Source organism: Shimia sp. R9_1 (assembly GCF_017743775.1).
GTDB lineage: Bacteria > Pseudomonadota > Alphaproteobacteria > Rhodobacterales > Rhodobacteraceae > Shimia.
In genome coordinates this window covers 383,249-409,910 of the sequence record NZ_JAGHRN010000001.1, presented here as the reverse complement: position 1 = coordinate 409,910, position 26,662 = coordinate 383,249, and the positions used below count along the sequence as shown (strand labels likewise).

Sequence of the window (26,662 nt, the reverse complement as noted above, 5' to 3'; positions counted from 1 at the left end):
CTGTCAGGCGACGCGCGGCACGTTGGAGCGGCGCACCTCGCCCGGTGTCTGGCCAAACTTCTTGGAGAAGGCGCGGGCAAAGCTTGCAGGCTCAGAATAGCCCACGCGCCAGGCCACGGTCTCCACGTTCAGACCCGCCGTTTGCAGCAGCTCGTGCGCCAGTGCCATGCGCACATCGGCATAAAGTTCGCGGAAGCTGGTGCCTTCTTCGGTGAGGCGGCGGCGCAGGGTGCGCTCTGTCACGGTGAGCCGCTCTGAGATCTCCTCGATCTTATGATCGCTGGAGATATTGTCCATAATCGCGTCGCGCACTTTCTGCGACCAGGGCGGCAGGATGTCTGCCGCGTTCTGGGAGAGGGCTTCGCATTGCTCCAGACAGAAGCGCAGCGAGACCGGATCGGATTTTGCCAGCGGCTGATCCAGCAGGGCTGACGGGAACGACAACGCATAGGCGGGCTGGCCGGTCTGAACCGGCAGATTGCTGATCATGGAGAGATCCAGGCCATAGCTTGCCTCGGGCTCAGGGGTTTCGATCGTAAACCCGACCTGACCCGGCGCCAGCAGGATTTCCTGAATGAAGTTGACCGAAATGGCGCACTGGCGCTCCAGAATGAACCGCTGTGCGGTGTCGGGGATGCCATCCATGTTGATGGTCAGCTGCGCGCGCTCGCCAAATTCCTCAAGCCTGTAGTCGGCAATCGAGGAGGAGAGGTTGATGTAGTCAAGCGAGGTCTCAATGGCAGAGCGCAAGGTGGGACTGGTGAGAATCGCAAAACCCCAAATGCCAAAGGCATGCACATGCATGTCGCGCCCGACAATCCAGCCAAGGCCCACGCTGCGTGGCGCAAGCCGCATGAAGTTCATGATGATCTGCAGCTCTTGCTCGGTGTTGTGCAGGGCTTGCGGATCGGACACCTCGTCCTGGCTGATGCCGGAACCTTCCAGACAGGCATCCACATCGACGCCAAGCTTTTCGGCGTGCTCGCAAATGACCTTCAGAATGGTCGCGGATCGAGTGTTGGCTCTGACTATCATGAGACCGAAAATAGAGGCTTGTCCGAAAAAATCAAACTCCCCTGAGTGTAAAACTCATGTGATGAAATTCACCATGAGGCGTGGGGGATGGGCAGCTTTACAGGCGATGGGGGTAGGGGTGAGCATGGCATGCGTTGTCGTGCGAGAGGCAGGGCGCAGAGGGCGCGAGTCAAATGCAGGCGATATCCAACCTGTGTTGGCTGTGTGCTGTATCATGATCTCAGAGAAAAGTGGCTGGGGTGGTAGGAAACCCACGCCGGGTAACGTTTTCCCTTATATTTATAGCGTTTACCGTGGGGTGCCACACGTCGCAACACCCAATTGTGTGACAATTCCAAGTGACGGGAAGCAGGTTGCTAAAAACGCCGGAATCGGACCCAAGGATTGAGTAAAGCTCGCACGCAGCAGCGGTGCACTTATCAAGCTTGGTTAAAATTGCTGCCACCGCGCGATACACTTACCTAATAGGCGTCTTCTGTCACAGTATCGTTGCGGGGAAAAGCATCTGTCTCCATCAGCAGATGTTTCAAACGGTTGATGCGAAACACTTGTTGGTTCAACTATCCTGATGCACTAGGTTGATGCTGAAAATTTCATTACACAACTTTCAAGGGCGCAGAACTTTGTCGCAAACAACTCAGCGGTTTTCGAGTGAAACCCCGCCAATTCATCATCTGATTCAAGAAATCGACATGGGGGTGTTAGGGCTTCCAGACCTCCAGCGACCTTTTGTGTGGAAGCGATCCCGCATCCGCGATCTTTTTGACTCCCTATATCAGGGTTTTCCCGCCGGATATTTTCTGTTTTGGAACACAAAAAAGCACGTGGACAGTCACTCGATCGGCATCGGCACCACTGACCGTGAAGACCAAAAGATGATAGTGGACGGTCAACAGCGATTGACCAGCCTCTACGCGGTGATGAAAGGCAAACCGATCATCAACGAAAACAACGAAGAGCAACTGATCAGGATCGCGTTCAACCCACTTACCGAAGAGTTCACAGTCGCGAATGCGTCGTCGGACAACAACCCTGCCTTCATATCGAACATCTCAGAAATATGGTCCTCCGGGCGGGGAACCTACGACTTCATCACCGCGTTCATTCAGGCGCTGGAAGGCCACCAGGAGGTAACGTCGGAACAACGCTCGGAAATAGCGTCCAACATTCAGCAACTTGAAAACATCAAGAACTACCAATTTTCGGTGCTGGTGCTGTCGGCTGACCTTGATGTCGATGTCGTCGCTGAGATTTTCCAGAGAATTAACTCCGGCGGCATCCCACTGAATTCAGCAGACTTCATCCTGACCCTTATGTCGGTTTTTTGGGTGGACGGTCGTCACACCCTTGAAGATTTTTCCCGGAAGGCAAAAGTACCCTCCGCCGATCAAAGTGGATCACCCTACAACGTGTTTCTAGCCCCTGCGCCAGATCAACTACTGCGGGTTGCCGTTGGGTTGGGCTTAAAACGTGGGGTGCTCCAGAACGCCTACCAGGACCTTAGGGGGCGGGACCCAAAGGATCGAGTGGTAAAGGAAGACCTGCGAGAAGCACGGTTTAATGACCTCAAACAGGCTCAAGGTAAAGTCCTCGCGTTGTCCGACTGGCATGAGTACATCACCTGCGTAAAAGCCGCCGGGTTCCGCTCCAAGTCGATGCTTACCTCGGCCAACAACTTTCTTTATGGCTATCTTCTCTACCTGATCGGAAAGCACGAGTTCGGCGTCGATCATCGGGCTCTTCGCAATGTGATGAGCCGCTGGTTCTTCATGAGTGCATTAACCGGGCGTTATACCGGGAGTCCGGAAACAGTGCTGGAAGCCGACCTCCGGCGATTGGAACAGACGGAACAAACTCCTGCTGGCTTTGTCGGTCAGTTAGACACTTTGATCACCAACCAGTTGACGGATGACTACTGGAGGGTTTCGCTACCCGAGCAGTTGGACAGTTCCAGCGGATACAGCCCCTATCTCTTCGGCTATCACGCCGCCCTCAACTTACTGGGAGCAACCGCACTGTTTTCCAAGGTTCGAATCAGCGATCTGCTTGACCCAGCCGTATCCGGTTCCAGAGCCCCAGTTGAACGCCATCACTTGTTTCCCAAAGCGTATCTTCGGAAGCTAGGATACACCGGGACCTACCGTTTAAACCAGATCGCCAACTATGCCTTCGTGGAGTGGGCCGATAACATCAAGATATCTGATACCGCCCCGTCGGAGTATTTTCCTCAGTTGTTCGAAGGGTTGACCGATCAGGAAAAATCTAATGCTTCCTACTGGCATGCACTGCCAGACAACTGGCAGGACATGGAATATTGGGACTTCATCGCCCAGCGGCGCAAGCTGATTGCAGCGGTGATCCGCGACGGGTTCCGAGTTCTTACCGGCGACGTGCAACCCTTTACGGGCACAATGTCTGAACCCTCAGTGTCAGAGCTTCTGCACGACATGGAAACACTGAAGATTGAGTTCAAGGCAACGGCCCGGTTGCCAAAGACTTCCGATGTTCCGGAGAAGGTCATCAACGAGGGAATCATCAAGACTGTTGCCGCCTTCATGAACACAACTGGGGGAACCCTCGGGATAGGGATATCCGACGACGGCGACATCCTCGGTATCCAGGCCGACCTTGAGTACAAGCGCCAGGACCTCGACGGATACCAGAATTGGCTGTCTACATTACTTATGACCACAATAGGTCAGGCTCCGGTTGCCAAGCATGTCGGTATCCGCTTCGAGACTGTCGAGGATCACGTGGTGTGCCTGATCGATGTATTGCCATCCACAGCGCCGGTTTTTGCAAACACGGTCAAAGGGAAGGAAGTGTTTTATGTTCGCGTCGGGAACACAACACGGATTCTGACCGGACCGGACATGATGGACTACATAAAGCATCGTTTCTGAACTGTTCGATTAAAAATTCCTGAGGCCATGGAATGAAAAACTCCGAAGATCAAACACAGTCGGAACTGGCAGCGCCCCAGGATGGGGAGCCACAAGTCCCAACCCCGGGCGTGGATTTTGTCGTGGAGCTAGATCGGTTACGTGATATCGACATCAACTCCCGGTTGACGGGCGCGAACAGTGTGGATTGCCACGACATCAACCAGATTTTCTCAGATATGCTCAACAATGCCGAGCCAAAAGACCAACCACCTCTTCAACTGCTAGCAGGACTCACGAACTACCATGTTGATCCTGATCACCGCACAGAACCGTTCAGACCGATGTTCATTTTTGGTGATAGTAGGTCGTTGGTTCCGCGCGACCTGTTACCAGAGCAAATCGATCTTCTTGCCGAAATTGCAACGGAGATTTCCAACGCGGGCTTAAGAGCGCGATTGGCTGATGTAACTTGGTTTGTTCAGCGGAAGCGGCACAACATGGCTGAAGCGGCTATCTCCGCCTATTGCGACGCCGTGGAGCAGGTGCAGAGTGGAGTGTCCGTTTTTGCTTTTGGCGATGTTTCTCCTTGGGGCGTGCATGCCAAAAGTATGTTGGTTCGAGCGGCTCGGATATCTCATGCAACTCGATGGAAGCATCAGGCTTCGAAAAGGTTACAGGAACTGATTAAATCCTTGGTCGGCGCTGCACACAAGGACGGCAAAGTAAGTGATTTCGTACGGATTGCAGATGTCGATATTGATCACGGTATCACACCGGTGGTGGAGATCGCTGCACGAGCCGAGGGATTGGTTTCTGCCGATGAAATACAAGCCAACCCTGACCGCAAAATTGACCTTTGGAAGACAGCCGCCCGATGCCATAAGCGCAATCGGGATGAAGCCAACCACAACAGATGCATGATCGAAGTTGCTGAATGCCATGTTCAGAAGGCCGAGTTGGCCGACTCCCCCATGTTGATCTCCGCCTTTCTGAACGATGCTGTCCAGATTCTCCGCAACTACCCCGGAACAAAAGACCGCCGAGATGAACTCACTAGAAGGCTCCGCGAGGTTCAGCCTTCTATCAAGGATGAAATGGGGTCATTCTCTACTGAGATCGATTTGTCAGAGATTGTTGAGCACTCCGTTGCTTCGGTTCGTGGCCACTCTTGGCCTAGCGCATTTCTTTCGCTAGCACTTTGTGATCATCCTCCCGAACCCGATGCTATCCGCCACGAAGCGTCAAAGCACGCCGAGGAGTTTCCTTTGCAGGGCATCATGCCGATGCAGGTTCATGATTTCCAGGGGAGGGTCGTGTTCCGATCTCCTGGGCTTACCGGTGACGCCGAAGAGGCGGAACAGCACTATCGTTATCTGATGTCCTTTCATCGAGGAAACGCCCGGCAGGTAGTGGTCGCCGGTGCAATCGAACCCATCCGAAGAGTGATTTCAGAAGACCACTTCGTGTCCGCCGACATTGTACAAGAAATGATTAAAGACAGCCCGTTTATTCCTCCCGGGCACGGTTACATCTTCGCACGAGCCATCAGTCAGTTCCTTGGTGGCGAAGATGTGGAAGCCGCATCTCTATTGGTGCCTCAGTTGGAGAACTCACTACGAACCATACTGTCACATCGTGGGATCGACACAACGACTACCGACGAGAATGGAATTCAAACTGAAGCGTCATTGCCCATGCTGCTAAATCCCGCCAATCCGTGGAGGGAGCGGTTGGAAGAAATCCTCCCGGAGCGATACACCCACGAGATCGATCTTCTTTTCAGCTTCCCAGGAGGACCATCTCTACGAAATCAGATTGCACATGGTAAGGTGCATGTCGGAGGGTTCTGGGACCACAACATGGTCTATGCTTGTTGGCTAATTATACACTTGGCAGTTCTACCCTTAGCAAGACGCTGGGGAGATGTTGAAGAAACCTATGTTCGAGTTACCGGTCTCGCTAAACCTGACGACAACGCTTCTTGAAAAAGGTGGTTTCCAAGACCTCACAAGTTTCGAGAGTCTTCCGCGAAACCGACGAGACGTCGTTTTCTTATAGTTCCTTCTCAATAGGTGTCTCGCCGACGAGATTTGTCCGATGGGTTTCGAAATCGTCTAAGTGCGACACAAGTCCCACATGGGACGTCCCCAACAAGACGTGATCCGTTTGTGCCTATCGAGTATCAAAATTGCCGAATCATTAACCTATTGATACAGTATCAGTGGTTCATAAAGTTAGTGATACAGGAGGGATATTATGGAGAAGTGGGGCTACGTGCGGGTGTCTGTGAACCGCGTTGAACAAGCAGCAGGTTGGGATGACCAGATCAAAACACTAAAGGCGCAGGGCTGCACTCGACTGTACTATGAGGAAGCTTCCACCCGTGGTGAACGCCCCGAATTCCAGCGCATGATAAAAGACGCGTGTCAGGCCGCCAAAGGAGGTCATCGGGTGTGTCTCGTTGCGGCTAAGATGGATCGTGCTTTCCGTGATTTGGCTGCTGCGGACGAAGCAATTACTCGCCCCTCCAACTCGGATGTGATTTGGTTGTTGCCTGACCTTTCGCCGCATCCACTAGACCCTCATGATCCTACGCAAATGCTATTGGTGCGAATGATGGGGGCAGTTGCGCAATTCGAACGTGACCGTTTGGCTGAACGCCGAGCATATGGGATTGCCCGTGCAAAGAAGGAAGGAAAGTACCGAGGTCGAAAACCCACCGCTCGCGCCAAGACACCTGAAGTGCTTAAACTCAAAGAGCGGGGCTTCCGTCCTGATGAAATCGCCAAGCAGCTAAATCTTGGGCGGGCGTCCGTGTTTCGTATCTTGAGAGATCACCGTGAGAAGTCCACTTCAGCTTTGTAGCAGTGGAATGCACACTCTGCGCCGCACTCTAGTCAGATGATCCGATGTGTTGAACTTCGCACGCGCCGGACCACCCACGCTGCAACCAGACAGCCGCCAACTGGAATCCAGAAGCAGGCCACTCAACAGGGGTGGGCACGTAAATGATCTTGCGCATTGCGAACCCAGCTTTCCGGATATCCCTTACGCGAGCTTTCGTCGAGAAATGCGTGAGTGGAGCCAGAAAGGCGACATTGTCAGAAACACGCATTGCGTGTTCAAGAAAGGCCCGGAACTTCGACCAAGGCGGGTTCGTAATCACCCAATCGACTTTTTGCTCCCATGCGAAGAAATCGACTCCACATTCGAGTTCACACCAACAAGCGTCAACATGCGCAGGAAACTGATCAAAGAATGCACCATCACCCTTGCTAGGGTCCAGAATGCGTCCGAACAAAGAAAACTGCGATAGAATTTCGGCAGCAAGCTGTCTTGGCGTATAAACCTTGTCAGCTTGGGCGTTATCTTTTGCTGGGATCAGTCGCCTTTTACCGTCGGCTCGTTTGCTGCAAACTTCGTTTCTTACCTGCGTGACATCAAGATACTTTTGCAAAGTATCCATCCGTCCGCTGGTGCGTGCTTCAAGGGAAATCACCTTAGGTTGAGTTACAATAAGACGCTTCGCCAAATGACGTTGGGATACTCTCTGCTGATTACGGTGCGACGCCAACACGTGACCTAGATTTTCAACTAAACGATCATTGGTCCAGAGCGAGGTTTCCAAAGCGTGGAGGACCCTCAACTTAGACTTGACAGAAGCGCGTCCTTTTTCAACGGATCGTACTGCCGGGCGCGAAACGCCAGCGCGTTCTGCCAACCCTGAAACTGTCAGGTTACGGGCCTTCCGAGTTGCCGCAATTTGGTCTGCGACGCGATAAAGCTTTTTTGCCATTTGTGCGGAAAGATTCTTTGATCGTCTTTGGGCCTTTTGTCTCAAAGATGTCAGAGAAATCAATCACGTTGTTTTCAAGCTCTTCGCCTTCCCTCAGCAATGCAGCTGCCTTGAGGCTGATCCGTTCGATGAGCGGCCACGACCGGGGGTTTTCTTTGTTTGACATGTCTTTTTCCTCCACACGTATTTATGAATTTCGGCGAAGGTATGGTCTCAGTTGCAGCGTGCGCATGGCGGTTTTCTGACAGAAGCCAATTGAACTTGCGCTTGCAGCTGCCCGATCAAAGATCGTGGGTTTCTCTTGCTCAACCTGCTGCGCCGCCAGATGGTGGTGAGAGGGGGAGAAAAAGTCGGTTGCTAATAAGAGTTCTATTAGGTCACGACTTTTTACTCTCTGCTTTCAGATATAAGGAATTCTGACGGGACACAGTCCCGTCTGTATTTCTCAGTTTTCAATGACACGTTTCCTCGTGGCCCAAGGGCCACGATCAGACACCAGAAGGCTGGTTCGCTTGCGAACCTGATCTGCTGGGGGCTGCAAAGCTAGTGAACAAGATAGGCTGGATAACGTCCTGATGAAAAGAAATCAGCACCTCCAAGACACTGATACAGTGTCGGAGAAACGACGATCTCATGGTCATATGGCGTGTCGGGGTTGCGCCGCAGCCCTCGGTTACGGCCAACCGCCTGATTCAGCCGGTCGCGGTAGAATTCTCTGTAGACATCCTCGATGCCAAATTTCTGCGCGATCACATTCAGCCTACAATATTCGTCTTTGGCGAAAAAGGTCAGCACGGTACAAATGTTGGCCTCCTGCAGATCATTGCGCCCACGGGCACTGACGTGGGTGCTTACAGATGAACCGTGATCACTTGACATATCAGTGATTACAAAGTCCTTATCGCCACGGAGTCGGTCCCGTACAAGTTCGTCAATATTGGCCTTTGAAGCTCGTCTATCACGGCGCAGACGAATACTGTCCGATGTGGTGAACTCGTCACGATCTAACCTGTGCACACGAATATCCGGGACCCAGTGGGTGCGATCTGACTTGTTGATACGATGTGCGACCTGAGCAACGAGCGCTTCCGTCGTGGTGAACAGAACCCTTGCGCGTTGTGTGGTCCACCAATTTCTTGCTTTGACGTAGTAGGTGCTACCGTTTGTGCTACGGTACATGGCGTCGTCAGAGTTGTTGATCCCGAACGGGTTGGCGTCAAAGTCTACACGAACCTCGTCGTCCAGCGTGAAACCGATATCAATGATGCGACAGAGTTCGTGAAACCCCAGTGCCTTGCTCGCGTCCGATCCGTGCTCTGAGAAAATTTGGTAGCGCTGCGACTGATTCACTTTTGACCAATCCGCACCTGAACGGACTTTGACCAACTGACGGAACTCTTCTGCGGTCGTCACATCCTTCGCGCTTGCGACATCGACCAGATCATTGAGAGACACTTCGTCATGAATGACACGATAGAGCCTGAACTGCAGAGCAAGGTCGCGCCATTGCCCAGAATCTTGGAGTGCAGTGTGATCAAAGTCGGGGTGCAGCCACGCTTTTGAAACGGAAGGTTGGTTGAAGTTCTGGGCCATGTCGTGGCTTGTGAAAAGGATGACACTTGTTGAATATTGAAACCCGCAGATGGTGTTACCGTTTTTACCGGGTACTTTCCAACTTGCGTCCCTCAGCTCAGATAGCGCGTTGAAGACGGCTGATTGCTGTGAAGCGACAGCTTCCACCTGTGAATTGAAGCCCATGCGCAGCGCCTGTGCATGGGAGATTGAGTCGATCTTGTGCTGAGCACAGTGTCGCTTATAATGTTCTGAAAACGAGCGGATCAGCACGGGCGCTGGCAGATCAATGGATGCATGATCCGTTTGCTGACGCCACCATTCAAGGTAAGCTTCATAGTGCTCCTCGGCCTGTTTATAAGAGGAGGCGCAAACGACTTGAAAACCATTGTCGGGGGCTACCAATCCTTTCCCAGAAAAATGATTTGTTAGCATGTCGTCCAGCCTGAACTTCCCTGCGTCGCGAATGGCCGCTGTGGTCTTGCCACCGCCCTCGGCGCTCACAATCATGTTTCGTGGAAAACTCTCAGACGCAGCCCAAGCCAAGATCGACATTGCAGACCGGTAGTGTTTCGGTGCGGTGCTGAGCAGGCAATTCGCAAACAGTTGCGTGGTGGGGGCGAATCGCTTTCTGCCTTGCCGCTGTCTGTTTGCAATCGAATTACCGTTCTTCGCATCGATCTCTGCCTGAAGCTCAATCAGCAGTTCACCCAATGTGAATGAGGTGTCCGGCAAGGGCTTGTGCTTTTCGCCAGCGGGACAGTCTCGTCCTCGCCACAGCATGGATCGATAGTCTTCCTCAATGAAGGAACTTGGGTTTTGATCCGCCGGGCTGTTGTAGAACCAGACAGTCAGGCCATTGGTCTCCTCCGTGATAGTGGCAGGCTTTGGATACTCAGCGCCCCACCCCTCGCGCAGATAGGCTGTCAACGCCGGAAGTAGTTCATCAACATATAGAGGAGCGCAACGTCGGTCTGAGGAGGACTTAGACACCTGTGCAACGGGCATTGCGTTGGCTTCAGTCGCGCTAAGGAAATACCCCTGCGCCCCTTTAGCGGATGTTTTGCGCATCCGTTCTTCAAGCACGACCTGCGGGATCAGATCACCGCCTTTGAAGCCCTGAGCATTCCCAGTTTCCGCGACGCGCAGCCCCCATGGCAATCGTCTTTTCTGGTGGAGATATCGAAGGCTCTGGTCGAACTTGCCCTCGATGCCTGTAGCTTCCCGAATGGTCGATTCCAAATTGTCCCAGCAGGTAGAGTAATAGTCCCAGATCACACTCGGGTCGATATCACCTTGCCAATGGTCACGAAGCTGCGCCTCGGCATTCTTACCGTTCCGTTCGGCTAAAATCTCGGTTACACGGCGGCTCAAATGGCTGCTCGCAAACAGCAGGTGGATATGAAGAGATTTGTTGCCTGACCACACGACAGTGTAGCCTCGGTAGTCGCGATAATGTTGCGCAAGGTGCTGATCGAGCTTGTCCAGCAGTGTTTGACCCGTTGCGTCTTTCAACCAAATCCAATCACATTGATCTTGCAATGGAGTTTCGTCAGCTTCGAACGTAAACACAAAAAATGGGGCCACCGCACAGCGTTCTTTCGGCCTTTGCCAGGTCGCATCATCATACCGAAATGCGGGCTGAAGTATCGGATTGCTGAACAGAGAAAATGCAAGCTGTGCAGGCTCATCTTTGTTCAGTAGATGAACCGCATGTGCGCTACCGTGATGGGAGAAGTTGGAAGTCTTGTCCTCGTGCATGGGGACGTGGAGATTGAGGTCGTCCAGCATCAAATACGGCTCGATCCATTGCTTCCATAGATCAGTGCGCTTCTCCGGCATTGCGCATCGGCTGATGAAACGTTTTTGATACGCTGGCGAAATGCCCAGTTTCACGGCTGGCGATTTCAGAAACTCTGCGTAATCATAAAGCCGTTCTTCGTGATTTTCTGATGCTGTTGATCCGGTTGTGTTGCTGTCTTTAAATTTGTTACTGCTCATTATCTCTTCCTATAAATATTGCTGGCCACTCGTCAGACTTTTGACGGCCAGCTTTCTTATGTAGGAGAAAACCTCCAAAAAACCGCATATTTCTGCAGGTCAATGTTGGGTCCTATCCGCTGGTTCGCATGCGTAGTCAGAATGACTGATATCTTTGCCGCCATTCGTCCGACTGGCCTAAATATCGTTGGGGGACCAACGATGAGAAAGAAGATCACAGTGCGTAACGTTGACGAAGAGGCCATCGACATGTTGGCAGAACTTCGCGAAGAAGAGCGGCGTTTCGCCGGTGCAATCGTGAGCGATGCAATCCGTGAATATTGGGGTGCGACCTTTGAAGAAGCCCTTGATGAGCCAAATAGATGATTTCAGCGATCAATCAAGTGCATGGCTTCATCAAGTTCAGCGCCTAGCCCGAGGAACCCGGATCGCCCACCTCTGGTCCAGATGATCAGCAGTGGGGCTATGCGCCGCTCGACCCACCGGTACTGCTGTTCTGGCAGCATCTGTGACCACCGGTGGCGGAACCAGATCAATTCGGATGTGGGGGGCAGCCGGGAGAATGCGGCATTGATGGCTGTGACCATCGCCATGGCATTAGTGGGTGGCGGTGCCGGTGTGGCGCAGTCCACTAGAAGGTGCGCGGTGCGTTCAAATATGCGCAGCATGTATCTCAGCTTGCAGGTCCCGCAGCAACAGATCGCGCTTTGGCTTCAATCTCTTCCACCAACGCAGGGTTCGCAGCCCTCCAAGCCAGATAAGCCACATATCCCCGCCGGTTTGTCTTCGCCCGCTGTTCTGTAGTCATGGCTGCAAACGCCGCTGCGTCCACGTCGGGCAGGAAGGACAGCTTCGTGTCCACGTACAAAGCCGAGCAAGTTTCGACCTCAGTTCGCGTCAGGACGCGCTCCTCTGCTGCGACAGAACAGACAAAATAGGCAGTGATGAGGGCAAGGGTTTCAGGGGTCATTCGGCGGGTTCACTCCTTGGGTTATTAGTATCGACAACAAGAAGATCACTCAGTCCGACAAGCCCGTCGGTTGCCTCTATAATGGCTAAGATCGTCCGGCGGTGAGGGAGTACTCGCCCTTTGCGGATGCGGTAGACGGTTGCTGGATCAACGCCAATTCGAGCAGCAAACTCGGGGCCGGAAACTGAGCGTGTTTTGAGATAATCATCCAAAGTCATTGCAATATCGAATATTCGGATATTGCATGATTTGCAACAAGTGGACGAGATTTTTATGAACGTACTGATGCAGCTTTCGATATCGTGCATTTTATGCAATGAAGTGAGGACCACTCCATTGACTGAGGCCCAATTTGCTGCACGACCTTCTCAAACAAGCCAGAAAAGACGCCGGACTGACGATGGTTCAGGTGGCAGAGAAGGTGGGGATGTCCCAAAGCACGATCAGCCGGATCGAGTCCGGTGTGGGCAATATCACCGAGGTGCAATTGTCCGATCTGTGCGCGGTGTACGGTGTGTCTCCCAGCCAGCTTCGGGATGATGCAGTGGTGCGTTCCATATCCGAAACTGACCTGAACCGGGTCGGGGCAGTAATCGAATTTGTTGAGGGGGTAATTCACGAGGAAGGAATTCGCCCCTCGCCTCAGGTTGTCCGCGACACCATCCTTGCCATCTTCCGCCAAGAAAACGATCTTGCGTGGGAGACAGGTGCCACATTTGATCCGGGCCGGTACAGCGAACTCGTATCCATTCTGCTGAGAAATAAATGACCCCTATTACCCAGACCGAAATCAACAAGGCCGCTTGGGGGGCTTGTGACACCTTCCGGGGTGTGGTCGATCCGTCGATCTACAAAGACTACGTGCTGACCATGCTGTTCCTGAAGTACGTCAGTGACGTGTGGAAGGACCACAAGGCAGGCTACGAAGCACAGTATCCCGACAAGCCGGAACTGGTCGCCGCGATGATGCAGCAGGAAAGCTTTGTACTGCCCGAACAGGCCAGCTTTGACGCCCTGCATGCCCGTCGTCATGAGGCAGGTAACGGGGAGCGTATCGACAAGGCCCTGCATGCCGTCGAAGAGGCCAACGGGGATAAGCTGCGGGATGTGTTTCAGGACATCAGCTTCAACTCCAACAAGCTGGGTGATGAAGAGCAGAAGAACGACATCCTGCGCCACCTGATGGAAGACTTTGCGAAGTCCGCACTGGACCTGCGTCCATCCGGTGTTGGCAACCTCGACATCATCGGTGGGGCCTATGAATACCTGATCTCCCGTTTCGCCGCGACGGCGGGCAAGAAGGCTGGGGAGTTCTACACTCCGGCGGAAGTCTCCGAACTGATGGCCCGTCTGGTAGAGCCACGGGAAGGCGATGACATCTGCGATCCGACCTGCGGGTCGGCATCATTGTTGATGAAATGTGGCCGCCAAATCCGAGAGGCCACCGGCACCAAACGCTATGCGCTTTATGGGCAAGAAGCCATCGGCTCCACATGGGCGCTGGCCAAGATGAACCTGTTCCTGCATGGCGAGACCAACCACCAGATCGAATGGGGCGACACCATCCGCAACCCGAAACTGCGGACATCTGATGACATGCTGTGCCACTTTGATGTGGTGGTCGCCAATCCACCGTTCAGCTTGGATAAATGGGGTACGGAGGCCGCCGAGGTTGACACCTTCGCCCGGTTCCGCCGGGGTATCCCGCCCAAGACCAAGGGCGACTATGCCTTTATCCTCCACATGATCGAAACGCTGAAACCGCGCACCGGGCGTATGGCGGTGGTGGTGCCGCACGGCGTGCTGTTCCGGGGATCATCCGAGGGCAAAATCCGCCAGAAGCTGATCGAGGAAAATCTGCTCGATGCGGTGATCGGTTTGCCGGAAAAGCTGTTCTTTGGCACCGGCATCCCGGCGGCGATCCTGCTGTTCCGCAAATCCAAAGCGGACGATTCGGTGCTGTTTGTCGATGCATCGCGGGAATTCGAGGCTGGCACCAACCAGAACGCCCTGACACCGGCGCATCTGGACAAGATCGCCGCGACGGTCAGCGCACGGGAGACGGTGGACAAATACGCCTATCGCGCCACACGGGCCGAGATCGAGGAAAACGATTTCAACCTCAACATCCCCCGCTATGTGGACACGTTCGAAGAAGAGGCAGAAATCGACCTGATGGCGGTGCGTAAGCAGCGTCAGGCGCTGAAGACCGAGATGGGTGAGTTGGAAAACCGCATGGAAGCTTACCTGAAGGAGTTGGGCTATGGTGCCTAACGGGTGGAACCGAATTCAGATTGGTGAAGTATGCTCAGCAATCGTTGATTGCGTGAATAAGACCGCGCCAGTGGTTGAAGGCCCGACGCCCTACCGAATGATTAGGACAACCAATGTTCGCAACAACCGTGTTGATACCGAGAATGTTCGGTTTGTGACTGAAGAGACGTTCCGAATTTGGACACGCCGAGGTGAGCTAACCGATGGGGACATAATTCTGACCCGGGAAGCTCCTGTAGGTGAAGTTGGCCAATTGAAGAATGCTTCCGGAGTTTTCCTCGGCCAACGCACGATGGTGTACAGGGCTGACCCTAGCCGAATGGACCAGCAGTTCTTGTTTCAAGCGATGATCAGTCCGGGTTTGAAGCGTCAATATGAAGCTGACAGTGCGGGTGGGACTGTTGCGCATATTCGAGTGCCGGACTGTTCGAAGTTTTTGATAAATGTGCCCCCAATCGCCGAGCAAAAGAAGATCGCCGAAATTCTTTCCACATGGGACCGGGCGATTGAGGTGGCCGAGGCGCAGCTAGACTGCGCCCGCACCCAAAAACGCGCCCTCATGCAACACCTCCTAACAGGCCGCCGCCGGTTTCCTGAGTTCGAAGGGCAGGAGTGGAAAGAGGTGCGGTTGGGCGAGGTTGCGTCGGTGATCGTGTCTAACGTGGACAAGAAGTCGAAAGATGGAGAAACACCGGTTCGCCTTTGCAATTACACGGATGTCTACAAACGCGAGTTTATCGAGCCAAGCCAAGTGTTCATGTCGGCAACTGCATCCGCTGCGCAGATAAAGAAATTTGGGTTGCGAACCGGTGATGTCGTGATCACCAAAGACTCCGAGACTGCCGACGATATCGCAATGCCGACGTATATCGCGGAATCTGCTGCCGATCTCGTCTGCGGTTATCATCTTGCAATAGTTCGACCATGTTCGAAGGTCGACGGTCAGTTCTTGAAGTATTTCTTTGAGTTGCCTCACACTCGCTACTACTTCGGAACAAGGGCAAATGGAGCGATACGCTTTGGCCTGACCATTGACGGTATCAAGGGGGCCAAACTTCGTTTGCCTCCATATGAAGAGCAGGAACGGATTGCGTCGGTTTTGAAATCCAGTGAAGTCGAAATCAGCGCTTTGGTTGATAGCATCACCAAACTCCGCACAGAAAAGAAGGCCCTGATGCAGCAACTGCTGACGGGCAAGCGACGGGTCTCGGTCTGATCTGCGATCCCGCAACTTGGCGGGGGTTTTCGCAATAATATTGATTTGGTAATGCGTTTGCATTACATATTGTGGGGCGCAACAGGTTGCAGGCTGCAGCAGGGGATGCGCGGCCCTATGGTATTGGAGAGTTTTCATGACTGCTTTGGCGCTGGAGCAATCGAAACTGACAGATCGCTATCAAACCACCGTGCCTACCGGGGTGCGGCGGCAATTGAACCTGCAAAAAGGGGATCGCATCGCATACAAGACCGAAGCGTCGGGCCGCGTCTACATCGAAGCCGCACATGAGGTCGAGGATGATCCGGCCTTGGGGTCGTTTCTGGATTTTCTGCAGGCTGATATCGCGGCGCACCCGGAGCGTCTGCAAGCTTTTGACGGCGCATTGCTGGAGCGCATGCGGGCACTGGTGGGCGATGTTGAGGTCGATCTGGATGCCCCTTTGTCACCGGATGATGAATGACTGTTACGCCGATTGCTCCGCTGGTCGTCAACGGCTGGTCGATCTTTGCCCATCCGCTGTTTCTGGATCAGCTAGAGTCTCTGATTTCTGAGGTTGAGGCGCGCAAATCCAAAGACCCGAAGACCTATAGCTCAAAAAACTGCAGCAAACGGCTGGCTGCGATCCTGAAGCTGATCAGCACGGTTGTGCCAGCCGATCCTGCCTCCCCCACGTTCCGGCAGGGCGGAACACTGGGCGATGAGCGCAAACACTGGTTCCGAGCCAAGTTCTTTCAACAGTTCCGCCTGTTCTTTCGTTTCAACATGAAGGACAAAATCATCGTCTTTGCTTGGGTCAATGACGAGGACACCAAGCGTGCCTATGGCAGCAAGACGGATGCTTATGCCACGTTCCGCTCGATGCTGGAGGATGGCAATCCCCCGGATAGCTATGATGATTTGTTGATCGAAGCTCAGACGGCAACGGACCGCTTTCAGAAGGCTTTGGCGGATGCGGAGACATAGGGGCGTATTGCCCTTCCTTGCATTTCACGCATAGGGTGAACGCAATTCAGACAGCACATTTCCGGACTATCCCATGCGTGACATTCCTGATACTCGCGAAGAGGCTGCCGCCAAGCTGCCAGCTCTGCATGTGATGATGGTGATGGGGTGGCAGTATCTGTCCCCTGCCGATGCTCTAGCGCTGCGCGGCTCGGAACGGGCGGTCTTGTTGGTGGATGTGCTGCGGGCACGGCTGGCACGGCACCGGTTTGAGTTCAAAGGCAAACGCCATCCGCTGTCCACCAGTGCGATAGATGCGGTGATCCGCGAAATCTCTGCCACACATCTGGGTGAAGGGCTGATCCCTGCGAACAAAGCGATCTACATCCATCTGACTAAAGGCATCACAGTGACCGAGTTTGTGGAGGGTCAGAAGACATCCGTCACCGTGCCGCTGGTGGACTGGGCCAATGTGGATGCCAATGATTTCCACGTCACCGAAGAGCTATCGGTTGAACGCCCGGCGGGGCTGGGCAAGTACCGTCCGGATATCGTCGGCTATGTAAATGGCATCCCGCTGACCGTGATTGAGGCCAAACGCCCGGTGTCGTCGTCCAAAGACAAGGCCATGGTCGAAGAAGGCATCAGCCAGCACCTGCGCAACCAGAAGGGTGGTGGCATTCAGGACCTCTATGCCTATTCGCAACTTCTGCTGTCGATCTCTGGTTCCGATGCTCGCTATGCTACCACGGCGACACCCAAGAAGTTCTGGTCCATATGGCGGGAGGAAGGTTTCACCGAGGCCGAGATGACCGAGGTGCGCAACACCAGCCTTTCAGAGGCCCAGACAGGCGCTTTGTTTGCCGATAGGTCACAAAGTGATCGTCTGGGCTATGAGGCCCTCCACAGCGCCCCTGTGGCGCTCACAGAACAAGACCGGATGGTCATCGGCCTGCTGTACCCGGACCGACTGCTGGATATGGTGCAACGGTTCATTTTCTTCGATCAGAAGATCGGCAAGATCGTTGCACGGTATCAGCAGGTGCAGGGCACGAAGTCGATTGTAGATCAGGTGTCCAAACGGAAACCGGATGGCAGCCGTGAAGGTGGGGTTATTTGGCATACAACTGGCTCCGGAAAATCCAATTTGATGGTGCTGCTGACCAAAGCCTTGCTGCTTGATCCCGCACTGGCGGATTTTCGGATCATCATCGTGACCGACCGGGTTGATCTGGAGAAGCAACTGGCGGGCACGTTCCTAACCGGCGGTGCCTTTGGTTCGGCTATCGCGACCAAGAAAGAGGGCGAAACGGCCAAAGCGCGATCTGGTGAAGACCTTGCTAAGCGCATCGGACAGGGCAATGATCGGATCATCTTCACCCTGCTGCAAAAGTTCAATTCGGCCACCAAACGGCCCGAATGCCACAACCCATCCGACAAGCTGATCGTGCTGGTGGATGAAGGTCACCGATCCCAAGGCGGCGAAAACCACGAACGTATGCGCAAGGCCCTGCCCAACGCAGCCTTTGTAGCCTTCACTGGTACGCCGCTGCTGAAGGATGACAAGACACGCAACAAGTTCGGTCCGATCCTGCATGCCTACACTATGCAGAATGCGGTTGAGGACGGGGCGGTCACGCCACTGGTATACGAAGAACGCAGGCCGGTGGTTGATATCAACGAAAAGGCCATTGATGCGTGGTTTGACAAGATCACGGCGGCACTGAGTGACAAGCAAAAATCTGACCTGAAACGGAAGTACTCAACCCGAGGGCAAATTTACGGCGCAGCCAACCGGATCGACCTGATCGCTTGGGATATTGCCGAGCATTTTAACACCAACTTCAAGTCTCTGGACTTGGGGTTGAAAGGGCAATTGGCCACCGACAGCAAGTTGTCCGCGATACGGTTCAAGGAAGCCCTCGATGCGACTGGGTTGGTGACCAGCGCCATAGTGATTTCGGCACCGGATACCCGTGAAGGGCATGAGGACACAGATGAGGCCAAACTCCCCGAAGTGCAGGCGTGGTGGAAAGCCAATGTCGGTAAGGATGAAGAGGCTTATCTGACCAAAGTTATCGACGGGTTTGGGACCGATGGCGATCCGGACATCCTGATAGTCGTGGACAAGCTGCTCACTGGATTCGATGAGCCGAAGAATGCGGTTTTGTACATCGACAAACATCTGAAGAGCCACAATCTGCTTCAGGCCATCGCCCGGGTGAACCGGCTCCATGAGGCCAAACAGTTCGGTTATCTGGTCGACTACCGTGGCATCCTTGCGGAACTGGATTCCTCGATCAAAGACTATCAGGACCTCGCCGCACAGACGCAGGCCGGGTATGATATCGATGATTTGGCGGGCACGATTGCCAATGTCTCAACTGAATACAAACGCCTGCCTGTGCTGCATGACGCCCTGTGGGCGATCTTTAAGGATGTGAAGAACAAAGCTGACTTGCACCAGTATCGACAGGTGATGATGCCATCGTTCCGCGAAGATGACAGCGGCATAACCGTGGATGACCATCAGAAAATCCGTGAGGATTTCTATGACGCACTTACCGATTTCGGCATGTGCCTGAAACTGGCCCTATCATCGCGTACATTCTTTGAAGATGCGTCGTTTGATGAGGCGACCATCGCCAAGTACAAACGTGATCTGAAGTTCTTCGCCGATATCCGAGTGCAGGCGAAACAGGACGCGCAGGAAACGGTGGATTTCAGTGTCTACGAAGACCAAATTCGCAGTCTGGTGGACAAGCAGGTGGTGGGCGAAGACATCATCGATCCCGAGGGTGTGGTCCTCGTCGGAGCGCTGGGAAATGACGGCGATCCGGAAGACTGGTCTGAAGAAAAGACCCGGGCCGAAGCGGATGTTATCAAGACGCGGCTGAGAAAAACCATTGAGCAAGACCTGATCGATGATCCCCATGCGCAGAAGGTGTTCTCAAAACTTTTGAAGGAAGCCATCGCCGATGCGGAGGCGCTGTTTGATCATCCGGGCAAGCAGTATGTGCTGTTCAAAGACCTTGAAAAACTTGTCGCCAAACGGGCCACACCGGGTGTTCCAGACCGTTTTGCGGATCGCCCACGTGCACAGGCGTATTACGGCGCTTTCTTGGATCAACTCGGGTCTGCTGCCGGGGATCACACTGAAGATGCTTTTGTGACCGAGGCTGAATGGATCGACGCCACCGTTAACAATGCGGTGGTGACGCATTCGATCAACCCTGCCAATATTGAAGCCGAAATCCGGCAAAAGATGCTGCCCCGGTATTTCGATTTCTTCGGTGGACTGGACAGCGCTAAGGAGATGGCGGAAAGAGTGATCGCAATTATGCGTGCGGGGGCAACAAAGTGGAAAAGCTGATGGGTGAGACCGCCATCATCTATGGCGACCAGCGTATTCCCTATGTGGTCAATGTGGATGACAAGCGAACGACCCGTGTGGCTATCCATGTCGAACCCGATGGCAAAGTCATAGTGGATGCCCCACCGGGATTCAGTTCAACAGACATTCAAAAAGCGGTGCAGAAACGTGCGCGTTGGATCGTGTCGCATGTCGAGGACGCGCGGACCCGTTTTGCCCATGTGCGTCCTCGGGAGTACGTGTCTGGCGAACAGGTTCTCTACCTTGGTCGCCGATATGTACTTAAGGTGCTTCCAACGACAGACAAACCTCGGACGGTCCGGCTGAAGGGCAACCGACTAGAAGTGGAAACCCGTGCGGCCACATCCGAAGACGTGCGTAGCAAGGTGCGTGCATGGCTCCGAGTCAAAGCACGGGATTACTTCGCCAAACGTATCGCTGAAGCATCCCAGCGCTTGCCATGGGTCGATGAAATGCCGCCGTTCCGATTGCTGGAAATGAACAAACAGTGGGGCAGTTGTTCGGCGTATGGTCAGGTCATCTTGAACCCGCATCTCGTGAAGGCCCCTCGGGAGTGTATCGAGTACGTCGTGCTGCACGAACTGGCTCATCTCAAACACCATGACCACGGACCGGAATTCTGGCAGCTTCTGGATGCACATAGCCCACAGTGGCGGCGGTCGAAAGGGGTGCTGGACGCAATGGTGGAGTTATTGGCCAACGACTAACAGGTTCCACGCTGGCGTGAACGAAAAATACTTCCACAAGCTTCGGCGAGAGATGCTCTACACACTCTAATTCTTAGTGGGTGAATGCTCCATCCGGCCTAGCCAGTCGTTGGGCGCGATGTCGGCGGACTATGTATCACTCGACTCGTTTCTACTAATCCATTTTCCCACCTAGGATATTTGAAATCTCGCTACTGTTCATAGAGGCATCTTCCTTAGCCCTTCTTCCCAAAGCCGATCTGCATCAAATCGAACCGTTTTGATGTAAGTCGCAGTGGCAGGATCGGACGTGGCGTGACCACACATTGCATTCAGAATCCCCTCCGAGACTCGCCCGAATCCCGCCGTCTTGAAGCTATGACGCAGGGAGTGAGTGCCTAACTTTTCGGGGTCGGTGATATAAGGTTTCTTTCTCGCCCATCGAAGAAAAGCTTTGCTGATGTGCTTTGCACGTTCTTTCTTACTCGAATGATTTAGGTCCTGAAAAAGCCATGCGTCCTCACCATGCTTCTCTTTGATGGAGTTAACAAAATCTAACAAGCCCAGAGCGATCAACTCAGGATGTAGCGGCATGTGCCGACGTGACGCCTCGCGCTTAACAGACTGCGCTTGTTCTCGATTTGTCACTTTGACAAAGTGGGTGCCTTTGGCGGTAACTTGAATATCTGAGACTCTAATCTGGGCGGTTTCTCCAAGACGGAGACCTGTCCATCGCATGATATGCGCCATCCAGCGGCGTGTTGTTTGTCCCTTCACAAAGTTCTCTTCGAAGTCTCCTTCGGGATCGAACAAACGTCTTATTTCTTCTGCAGTGAATGGCCGTCTGCCATCGTCTTCTTCAGAGTCTTGTTTGACTGTGGGTTTTGCGTCGATGAATCCTTTCACAGGAGAGCGCCATCCCTTCACACCTTCGAAAATTGCTGTCCGATCATGCGCATGATTTAGAATGCTCTGAATCGCGATCAAGTACTTGTTGACGCTTGGCGTGCCGATCCGTTTTGAATCGTTTTCGTCGGCCCATTTGATTTGCTCTTGCACACTCATTTTGAGTACTTTCGGGCGGCGCGTGTACGGCATTTTCACAAGTGCAAATTTGAATTGTTCTATGTCCGAGCGTGTGATTAGGCGCACGTCCTTGTCACCGACCACTTCGACAAAGCGTCTGACACCTACATTGTAGTCTTTGAGCGACGCTTCAGCTAAGCATTTCTCCTGTATAACTCGATCCTTCACCACAGACAGACACTTTGCAAGATCATGGGCAATGGTCTGATCCTGCTGTGCGCTGGGCGTTGGTGCAGGTGGTGCGCCGAACGGATAAACGAACCCGCCAACTGTCATCGCCATTGGCTTAGGCAAATCAGGATCAAGTTTAAGCAGATAACTGCCCTTGGCTGGGCCACCCATGGCGGCGCGTGCTTCAGCTATCATCCGGTCTTTGTCTGCCGCATGCTGTCTGGCTAACTTTATGGCCTCTTGTCGATCCTTGGTCTTGAGCGAATAGCGCCATTGGTCTTTGCCAAGATGTGCGCGAAGGTCATCCGGCACCCGCATGTTGAAATGATACATTTTACCACGCTTCAATAAAAAGTCTGCGGCCATATACACGCCCTCCTAGTCGTGCCACACAAGCGGATGTGTGACAGTTGTGTGTGACAAAACCAACCCTGAGGGCTGACAACCACCTGATTTTCAAGGGAAAACGTGAAGGTTGGCTGGGGTGGTAGGATTCGAACCTACGGTGCGCGGTACCAAAAACCGGTGCCTTACCACTTGGCTACACCCCAACTGTGTGGCGGTATTTACTTAGAGCGGCTGGGAGGTGCAAGACCCGAAATGAGCTTTTTGGCGAAAAATTTGCCACTCGGTACAAAAAATTTTCGCGAAAGAATGCGCACCCAATAAACACTGGGTTTTTGAAGACCTCGCGTCATTTCGCAGCGCCTGTCGTGGACAAAGGGGGAGGCGCGACGACATGGTGGGGCAAAGCGATAGAGAGGAGAGAGCCAATGTTCCTGGGAATGCGGCCGGAGAATGAGGCCCTGTTGGCGCAGGTCAAAGAGATGATCCGTGATGAGGTCATACCTTTGGAGGAGGAGTACCATGCGGAGATCGGCAAAGAGGACCGCTGGGCCTATACCGCGCGGCAGGCGGAGATTCTGGAAGGGTTAAAAGCCAAGGCCAAAGAGCGTGGACTGTGGAATTTCTGGCTGACGGATTCGGACAAGGGATTCGGGCTCTCCACCGTGGAATATGCGTTTTTTGCCGAGGAGATGGGCAAGACGCCGCTGGGGGCGGAGGTGTTCAACTGCTCCGCACCGGATACCGGCAATATGGAAGTGTTTGAGCGCTATGGCACGGAGGCCATGAAAGACAGGTGGCTGAAGCCGCTGCTTAATGGGGAGATTCGCTCTGCTTATTTGATGACAGAGCCGGATGTGGCGAGTTCGGATGCCACCAATGTGTCCATGTCCTGTGTGCGCGATGGCGATGATTATGTGCTCAACGGTGAGAAATACTGGGCTTCTGGTGCCGGAGATCCGCGCTGTAAGGTCTATATCGTGATGGTGAAAACCGGGGGCGAGGAGCTTCCTGTGCATAAGCGGCAGTCGATGATTGTGGTGCCTGCGGGCACCGAGGGCATCGAGATTCTGCGCCCGATGATGGTCTATGGGCAGGATGATGCACCGCACGGGCATATGCACATCAAATTCACCAATGTGCGCGTGCCGGCGGAGAATCTGCTGCTGGGCGAAGGTCGGGGCTTTGAGATCGCGCAGGGGCGGCTTGGGCCTGGGCGCATTCACCACTGCATGCGTGCGATCGGGCAGGCAGAGGTGGCGCTGGAGCGTATGTGTAAACGCGCGCTGAGCCGGGAAGCCTTTGGCAAGCCGCTGGCGCATCTGGGGGCGAACTACGACATCATCGCCGAGTGCCGGATGGAGATCGAGCAGGCGCGGCTGCTGTGTCTGAAAACTGCATGGATGATGGATCAGGGGGATGCCCGGGCTGCTGCGCCCTGGATCAGTCAGATTAAGGTGGTGGCCCCGAATGTGGCGCTGAAGGTGATTGATGAAGCGGTGCAGATGCACGGCGGCACCGGGATTTCACAGGACACCCCGCTGGCGCAGGCCTGGACACATGTGCGCACATTGCGGCTGGCTGACGGGCCGGATGCGGTGCACCGCCGTCAGGTGGCGCGCAAGGAGTTGCGTCAGTACACGCAGGAAAAGGTCTGACACCACGTTTCTGTATCAGACCTGCGGTTGCATGACGGCGGTGTTTGATCGGAGGGAATTTGGAAGGCGCGGCCCGGGAGGCTGCGCCTTTTTCATTGGGTTACGGGTGTTTGGGGAGGGGGCGGTGCTGATTGGGGGCCAGCCCCCAAGCCCCCAGGTTATTTGACGAATGAGAAGCATGCATTGCGATGATCTCGTACCGACTCAGAATGGGGAGGCGTTGGGATCAAAGAGCAGGAGGGCTTCGGCTTCTGTGTGGGGCGCGCGCATTTGGGGCGTTTCCAGATGGGTCATAAAAAGCCGGGTCACCGGGACGTGCTGTGAAAGCAGGGCGCTGTGGGCTTTGGTGGCACCGTCTTTCAAAAAGCGCTGGGCAACCGCGAGGCTGAAGGTGGCAGACACAAAGCCGGTGTTGCGCGGGGCGGTGAGAGGGCTGTCTGAGTAGATGGTGCGGTACAGAAGCACTTGGGACGTGCCGAGATGTGTGAAAGCGGCGCGCAGGTAAGCAAGACGGGCGAGGATGTGGCGCATGCGATGTGGGAGCGCTTTGTCGCCGGAGAGCTCCTCAGTATCGCGCAGGATGCGGCCGTCATAGGGGCAAAGGCCAAGCTCTGCCAGTGCGAGGCGGTGGGCCTTGATGGTTTCGCCCGCGTGGGGATTGCTGACGTATCGGGTGGCGATGTCTTGTTCCAGCGAAAGGACGTTATGATGGCGGAGCCAGTTGCTCAGCGCCTTGGGGTTGGTGAAGGCCGAGAAGTTTTCGGGCGTTGCTGTGGAGTCCGCGAGGTGGCCACTGGCGGACAGCCAGTCGCTGGCTTCTGCGGTGAGGCGTTGCAGCCGGATTTCGGTGGCCGCGCGCCTGGCTGTGTCAATCGGGATGTGCAGCGGCTGATTGAGGCGGGTGCATGCGGCTTCGAGTTCGTTGATCTGAGCCTGCGGCAGCTGGGGGGAGGTTGGCGCGCAGAGGAATTTCTCGGCCTGCCAAAGCGGAAAGGTCCAGCGCGCGCCGGAGTCCTCGAAGGCGCGCACCTCCACCGTGAAGCTTGCGATGTCCGCGCGGACGCTGATGAGCCGAACGGGCGTGCGGCGCGGGTCACGCATCCAGAGGGGCGTGCCGGGGCGGAGCATGGCGAGATGGGCGACCGATGCGTCTGATGGCGGGGCGCTGGGCATATGGCCAGCTTTGGCGCTTTCGCGCTTAGGTCAAGAGCTTACTGGGAGGGGGAGGCTGGCGTGTCGGTTTTGCTAAGCCCTGTTCAGCCGCGCAATTCTGTGGCCCGCGCCAACCCGTCTGCCACGGCGGTGAAGACCTCGGCAAAGGTGTGCTCTGCGTCCGGAAACACGGTCTTCATAGTGCCAGACACCACGGTCAGGAGGCTTGAGCCGCCAACGTAAATCACGCGGTCGATGTCTGCTGGAGTGCAATTCGCCATAGCGAGGGTGTCTTCAGCGGCCACGTGCAGCTGTTTGGCGTGATCGGACAGGAGCGCGGTGAGAATTTCGCCGCTCACCGGCTGCTCAAGACCGCGCTCGATTTCTGAGAGGCTGATCTTGGCATTGGCGTCGCCGTTGTTGGCGGCGATTTTGCCGCGTTCGACATCAAAGGCCAGCTCATGGCCGAGCTCATCGCGCAGCACGGTTTCAAGGCGGGTGAGCTTTTCCGGTTCTTCCGCCTGGCGCAGCATATCCTCCACGGTGCGGCGGGTGCGGGCGTTGTAGAGGAAGGGGATTTTCTCCCAGGTGGCGAGATCGTGGAAGATTGCGTTGGGAGCTGGAAGCGTGCCTTTGCCAAAGGTGTCGCGCAGGGGCGAGCCTTTGCCCAGCAGCGGCATGACATGGTGAAAGCTCAGCGCGCGGTCAAAGTCGGTGCCGCCGATGCGGATGCCGTGGTTGGCGAGGATTTCCACACCGGTGTCGGTGGTGCGGAATACAGAGAAATCCGAGGTGCCGCCGCCGATGTCGACAATCAGGCCGGTTTCACCGCGATGTTCGTGCGCGCCGCAGGCAATTGCTGCGGCTTCGGGTTCAGAGAGGAAAGTGACCTCGGAAAACCCGGCGGCGAGGTAGCAGGCGCGCAGGTCGTCTTCGGCCTGTTGCTCGCGCGGGTCATCGTTGCCGTGAAAGACCACCGGGCGGCCGGAGATGGCGTGGGTGAAGCTGTGGCCGGTCTGGGCTTCGGCCTGATGTTTGATGTGGCGCAGGAAGCGGGCGATGATCTCCACAAAGGTCACGCGCTCGTTCAGGATCTGGCGCTTTTCATGCATGAGCGTGGTGCCGAGCACCCGCTTGAGCGCGCGCATGAAGCGGCCTTCTTCGCCCTCAAGGAGCGCATCATTGGCGGGCTGGCCCAGAAGTGTGGCGCGGCTGTCGTAGTCAAAGAAGAAGGTGGTGGGCAGGGTGGTCTGACCGACCCCAAAGGTGATGAGGTGCGGGGTACCCTCCACCATCAGCCCCGCGGCGGAGTTTGAGGTGCCAAAGTCGATGCCCAAAGTGTGTGGTTTGGTGCTCATGGTCCGGTCTCCGCTCGGCAGGGAAAGGCGCGGGTTTTAGGGAGCGGGCAAGCGCCTGTCAAGGCAAAGAAAAAGGGCAGCCAAATAGCCGCCCTTCTGGAGAATGTTTGAGGTGCAG

20 protein-coding genes and 1 tRNA gene are annotated in these 26,662 nt (G+C 54.7%); 12 read left to right on the top strand and 9 right to left on the bottom strand.

Annotated elements, in window-relative coordinates:
• Positions 1–3 precede the first annotated feature (3 nt).
• On the bottom strand, positions 4–1,035 hold the full coding sequence (locus J7399_RS02015) for an AraC family transcriptional regulator (protein WP_209083838.1): 1,032 nt from the start codon (positions 1,033–1,035) through the stop codon (positions 4–6).
• Between the two features lie 623 nt (positions 1,036–1,658).
• On the opposite strand from J7399_RS02015, the gene J7399_RS02010 reads away from it, so the two are divergent.
• From J7399_RS02010 to J7399_RS02000, 3 genes are all read left to right on the top strand, one after another.
• Positions 1,659–3,938: a DUF262 domain-containing protein gene (locus J7399_RS02010; protein WP_209083837.1), complete on the top strand. Its 2,280-nt coding sequence runs from the start codon at positions 1,659–1,661 to the stop codon at positions 3,936–3,938.
• Positions 3,939–3,970: 32 nt separating this feature from the next.
• The gene (locus J7399_RS02005; RefSeq protein WP_209083836.1) at positions 3,971–5,905 is read left to right on the top strand and encodes a DUF4209 domain-containing protein; all 1,935 of its coding nucleotides are present in this window, start codon (positions 3,971–3,973) and stop codon (positions 5,903–5,905) included.
• A 271-nt stretch (positions 5,906–6,176) separates the two neighbouring features.
• Positions 6,177–6,785 (top strand): recombinase family protein, encoded by a 609-nt coding sequence (locus J7399_RS02000; RefSeq protein WP_209083835.1) that lies wholly within the window; start codon positions 6,177–6,179, stop codon positions 6,783–6,785.
• 28 nt (positions 6,786–6,813) lie between these two features.
• On the opposite strand, the gene J7399_RS01995 is transcribed toward J7399_RS02000, so the two are convergent.
• Together J7399_RS01995 and J7399_RS01990 are read right to left on the bottom strand one after the other, a co-directional pair.
• Complete coding sequence (locus J7399_RS01995) at positions 6,814–7,716, bottom strand: helix-turn-helix transcriptional regulator (protein ID WP_209083834.1); 903 nt, start codon at positions 7,714–7,716, stop codon at positions 6,814–6,816.
• Positions 7,717–8,259: 543 nt separating this feature from the next.
• A complete protein-coding gene (locus J7399_RS01990) occupies positions 8,260–11,289 on the bottom strand; it encodes a hypothetical protein (protein WP_209083833.1) in 3,030 nt (1,009 codons plus the stop codon).
• 141 nt (positions 11,290–11,430) lie between these two features.
• On the opposite strand from J7399_RS01990, the gene J7399_RS01985 reads away from it, so the two are divergent.
• Positions 11,431–11,655, top strand: coding sequence for a hypothetical protein (locus J7399_RS01985; protein WP_209083832.1), 225 nt, complete (start codon positions 11,431–11,433; stop codon positions 11,653–11,655).
• 2 nt (positions 11,656–11,657) lie between these two features.
• Here the strand turns inward: J7399_RS01985 and J7399_RS01980 are convergent, their stop codons facing one another.
• Both J7399_RS01980 and J7399_RS01975 read right to left on the bottom strand, forming a co-directional pair.
• Positions 11,658–11,957: a hypothetical protein gene (locus J7399_RS01980; RefSeq protein ID WP_209083831.1), complete on the bottom strand. Its 300-nt coding sequence runs from the start codon at positions 11,955–11,957 to the stop codon at positions 11,658–11,660.
• Positions 11,958–11,962: 5 nt separating this feature from the next.
• A complete protein-coding gene (locus J7399_RS01975) occupies positions 11,963–12,259 on the bottom strand; it encodes a hypothetical protein (RefSeq protein WP_209083830.1) in 297 nt (98 codons plus the stop codon).
• Positions 12,260–12,611: 352 nt separating this feature from the next.
• On the opposite strand from J7399_RS01975, the gene J7399_RS01970 reads away from it, so the two are divergent.
• From J7399_RS01970 to J7399_RS01940, 7 genes are all read left to right on the top strand, one after another.
• Positions 12,612–13,028 carry a helix-turn-helix transcriptional regulator gene (locus tag J7399_RS01970; RefSeq protein ID WP_209083829.1) on the top strand — a complete coding sequence of 139 codons (417 nt, stop codon included), beginning with the start codon at positions 12,612–12,614 and terminating at the stop codon, positions 13,026–13,028.
• Positions 13,025–14,533 carry a type I restriction-modification system subunit M gene (locus tag J7399_RS01965; protein ID WP_209083828.1) on the top strand — a complete coding sequence of 503 codons (1,509 nt, stop codon included), beginning with the start codon at positions 13,025–13,027 and terminating at the stop codon, positions 14,531–14,533. Before J7399_RS01970 ends, J7399_RS01965 begins: the two co-directional genes overlap by 4 nt.
• Positions 14,523–15,749 carry a restriction endonuclease subunit S gene (locus J7399_RS01960; protein WP_209083827.1) on the top strand — a complete coding sequence of 409 codons (1,227 nt, stop codon included), beginning with the start codon at positions 14,523–14,525 and terminating at the stop codon, positions 15,747–15,749. Before J7399_RS01965 ends, J7399_RS01960 begins: the two co-directional genes overlap by 11 nt.
• A 136-nt stretch (positions 15,750–15,885) precedes the next feature.
• On the top strand, positions 15,886–16,212 hold the full coding sequence (locus J7399_RS01955; RefSeq protein WP_209083825.1) for a type II toxin-antitoxin system PrlF family antitoxin: 327 nt from the start codon (positions 15,886–15,888) through the stop codon (positions 16,210–16,212).
• Positions 16,209–16,715 (top strand): type II toxin-antitoxin system YhaV family toxin, encoded by a 507-nt coding sequence (locus tag J7399_RS01950; RefSeq protein WP_209083824.1) that lies wholly within the window; start codon positions 16,209–16,211, stop codon positions 16,713–16,715. Before J7399_RS01955 ends, J7399_RS01950 begins: the two co-directional genes overlap by 4 nt.
• Positions 16,716–16,788: 73 nt before the next feature.
• Positions 16,789–20,067: an HsdR family type I site-specific deoxyribonuclease gene (locus tag J7399_RS01945; protein ID WP_209083823.1), complete on the top strand. Its 3,279-nt coding sequence runs from the start codon at positions 16,789–16,791 to the stop codon at positions 20,065–20,067.
• On the top strand, positions 20,055–20,795 hold the full coding sequence (locus J7399_RS01940) for a SprT family zinc-dependent metalloprotease (protein WP_348539420.1): 741 nt from the start codon (positions 20,055–20,057) through the stop codon (positions 20,793–20,795). Before J7399_RS01945 ends, J7399_RS01940 begins: the two co-directional genes overlap by 13 nt.
• 198 nt (positions 20,796–20,993) lie before the next feature.
• Here J7399_RS01940 and J7399_RS01935 read toward each other — a convergent pair whose 3' ends face one another.
• Both J7399_RS01935 and J7399_RS01930 read right to left on the bottom strand, forming a co-directional pair.
• Positions 20,994–22,397, bottom strand: a complete 1,404-nt coding sequence (locus J7399_RS01935) for a DUF6538 domain-containing protein (RefSeq protein WP_209083822.1) — start codon at positions 22,395–22,397, stop codon at positions 20,994–20,996.
• Positions 22,398–22,507: 110 nt separating this feature from the next.
• Positions 22,508–22,582, bottom strand: a tRNA-Gln gene (locus tag J7399_RS01930).
• A 222-nt stretch (positions 22,583–22,804) separates the two neighbouring features.
• Here J7399_RS01930 and J7399_RS01925 point away from each other — a divergent pair.
• The gene (locus tag J7399_RS01925) at positions 22,805–24,034 is read left to right on the top strand and encodes an acyl-CoA dehydrogenase family protein (RefSeq protein WP_209083821.1); all 1,230 of its coding nucleotides are present in this window, start codon (positions 22,805–22,807) and stop codon (positions 24,032–24,034) included.
• A 204-nt stretch (positions 24,035–24,238) separates the two neighbouring features.
• Here the strand turns inward: J7399_RS01925 and J7399_RS01920 are convergent, their stop codons facing one another.
• Positions 24,239–25,207, bottom strand: coding sequence for a hypothetical protein (locus J7399_RS01920; protein WP_209083819.1), 969 nt, complete (start codon positions 25,205–25,207; stop codon positions 24,239–24,241).
• Between the two features lie 83 nt (positions 25,208–25,290).
• The gene (locus J7399_RS01915) at positions 25,291–26,544 is read right to left on the bottom strand and encodes an Hsp70 family protein (protein ID WP_209083817.1); all 1,254 of its coding nucleotides are present in this window, start codon (positions 26,542–26,544) and stop codon (positions 25,291–25,293) included.
• Between the last annotated feature and the right edge of the window lie 118 nt (positions 26,545–26,662).

Excerpts from the sequence above, each read along its gene's own strand:
- J7399_RS02015 (WP_209083838.1), bottom strand. The coding sequence starts at position 1,035 with ATGATAGTCAGAGCCAACACTCGATCCGCGACCATTCTGAAGGTCATT.
- J7399_RS02005 (WP_209083836.1), top strand. The coding sequence starts at position 3,971 with ATGAAAAACTCCGAAGATCAAACACAGTCGGAACTGGCAGCGCCCCAG.
- J7399_RS02000 (WP_209083835.1), top strand. The coding sequence starts at position 6,177 with ATGGAGAAGTGGGGCTACGTGCGGGTGTCTGTGAACCGCGTTGAACAA.
- J7399_RS01995 (WP_209083834.1), bottom strand. The coding sequence starts at position 7,716 with ATGGCAAAAAAGCTTTATCGCGTCGCAGACCAAATTGCGGCAACTCGG.
- J7399_RS01990 (WP_209083833.1), bottom strand. The coding sequence starts at position 11,289 with ATGAGCAGTAACAAATTTAAAGACAGCAACACAACCGGATCAACAGCA.
- J7399_RS01985 (WP_209083832.1), top strand. The coding sequence starts at position 11,431 with ATGACTGATATCTTTGCCGCCATTCGTCCGACTGGCCTAAATATCGTT.
- J7399_RS01980 (WP_209083831.1), bottom strand. The coding sequence starts at position 11,957 with ATGCTGCGCATATTTGAACGCACCGCGCACCTTCTAGTGGACTGCGCC.
- J7399_RS01975 (WP_209083830.1), bottom strand. The coding sequence starts at position 12,259 with ATGACCCCTGAAACCCTTGCCCTCATCACTGCCTATTTTGTCTGTTCT.
- J7399_RS01965 (WP_209083828.1), top strand. The coding sequence starts at position 13,025 with ATGACCCCTATTACCCAGACCGAAATCAACAAGGCCGCTTGGGGGGCT.
- J7399_RS01960 (WP_209083827.1), top strand. The coding sequence starts at position 14,523 with ATGGTGCCTAACGGGTGGAACCGAATTCAGATTGGTGAAGTATGCTCA.
- J7399_RS01955 (WP_209083825.1), top strand. The coding sequence starts at position 15,886 with ATGACTGCTTTGGCGCTGGAGCAATCGAAACTGACAGATCGCTATCAA.
- J7399_RS01950 (WP_209083824.1), top strand. The coding sequence starts at position 16,209 with ATGACTGTTACGCCGATTGCTCCGCTGGTCGTCAACGGCTGGTCGATC.
- J7399_RS01945 (WP_209083823.1), top strand. The coding sequence starts at position 16,789 with ATGCGTGACATTCCTGATACTCGCGAAGAGGCTGCCGCCAAGCTGCCA.
- J7399_RS01935 (WP_209083822.1), bottom strand. The coding sequence starts at position 22,397 with ATGGCCGCAGACTTTTTATTGAAGCGTGGTAAAATGTATCATTTCAAC.
- J7399_RS01925 (WP_209083821.1), top strand. The coding sequence starts at position 22,805 with ATGTTCCTGGGAATGCGGCCGGAGAATGAGGCCCTGTTGGCGCAGGTC.
- J7399_RS01920 (WP_209083819.1), bottom strand. The coding sequence starts at position 25,207 with ATGCCCAGCGCCCCGCCATCAGACGCATCGGTCGCCCATCTCGCCATG.
- J7399_RS01915 (WP_209083817.1), bottom strand. The coding sequence starts at position 26,544 with ATGAGCACCAAACCACACACTTTGGGCATCGACTTTGGCACCTCAAAC.